Source organism: Bradyrhizobium mercantei, from assembly GCF_001982635.1.
GTDB lineage: Bacteria > Pseudomonadota > Alphaproteobacteria > Rhizobiales > Xanthobacteraceae > Bradyrhizobium > Bradyrhizobium mercantei.
Genome location: NZ_MKFI01000048.1, coordinates 1 through 881 on the forward strand (window position 1 = coordinate 1; position 881 = coordinate 881).

At 65.5% G+C, this 881-nt stretch carries 1 protein-coding gene; it reads left to right on the forward strand.

What is annotated here, in order from left to right; all coding sequences use genetic code 11:
- A partial coding sequence (locus BI327_RS40830; RefSeq protein ID WP_143271815.1) for a response regulator occupies nt 1-881 on the forward strand: 881 nt, incomplete at both ends.

The window sequence follows — 881 nt, forward strand, 5'->3', positions numbered from 1 at the left end:
GCCAGACCTTCGGCATCGTGGTCGACGGCGTGTTCCACACCGAGGAGATCGTGGTCAAGCCGATGTCCACAAAACTGCGGCACATCGACATGTTCTCCGGCAACACCATTTTGGGCGATGGCGCCGTGATCATGATCATCGACCCCAACGGCATCGCCAAGGCACTCGGTGCCTCCGGCTCCTCGGCCCATGACATGGCCGATGACAATGCCAATGCGCACGCCGCAAGCGGCGAGCAGCTCACCTCGCTGCTGGTGTTCCGCGCCGGCTCCTCGCAGCCCAAGGCGGTGCCGCTCGGCCTCGTCACCCGGCTGGAAGAGATCGCAACCGACAAGATCGAGCTCTCGAACGGCCGCTACATGGTGCAGTACCGCGAGCAGCTGATGCCGCTGGTGCAGATGGCGGGCGTCGAGGTGCAGTCCCAGGGGTCGCAGCCGATCCTGGTGTTCGCCGACGACGGCCGCTCGATGGGGCTCGTGGTCGACGAGATCATCGACATCGTCGAGGAGCGGCTCAACATCGAGGTCGCGGGTTCGCAGGACGGCATCCTGGGCTCGGCCGTGATCAAGGGCCAGGCCACCGAGGTGATCGACGTCGGCCACTTCCTGCCGATGGCGTTCGCCGACTGGTTCTCGCGCAAGGAGATGCGCCCGTCGGCAACCGCGCAGTCGGTGCTTTTGGTCGACGACTCAGCGTTCTTCCGCAACATGCTGGCGCCGGTCTTGAAAGCCGCCGGCTACAAGGTGCGGACCGCGCCGAATGCCCAGGAGGGCCTCGCCGCGCTGCGCTCGGGACAGGCCTTCGACGTCGTGCTGACCGACATCGAGATGCCCGAGATGAACGGCTTCGAGTTCGCCGAGAACATCCGCTCGGACCAGAAC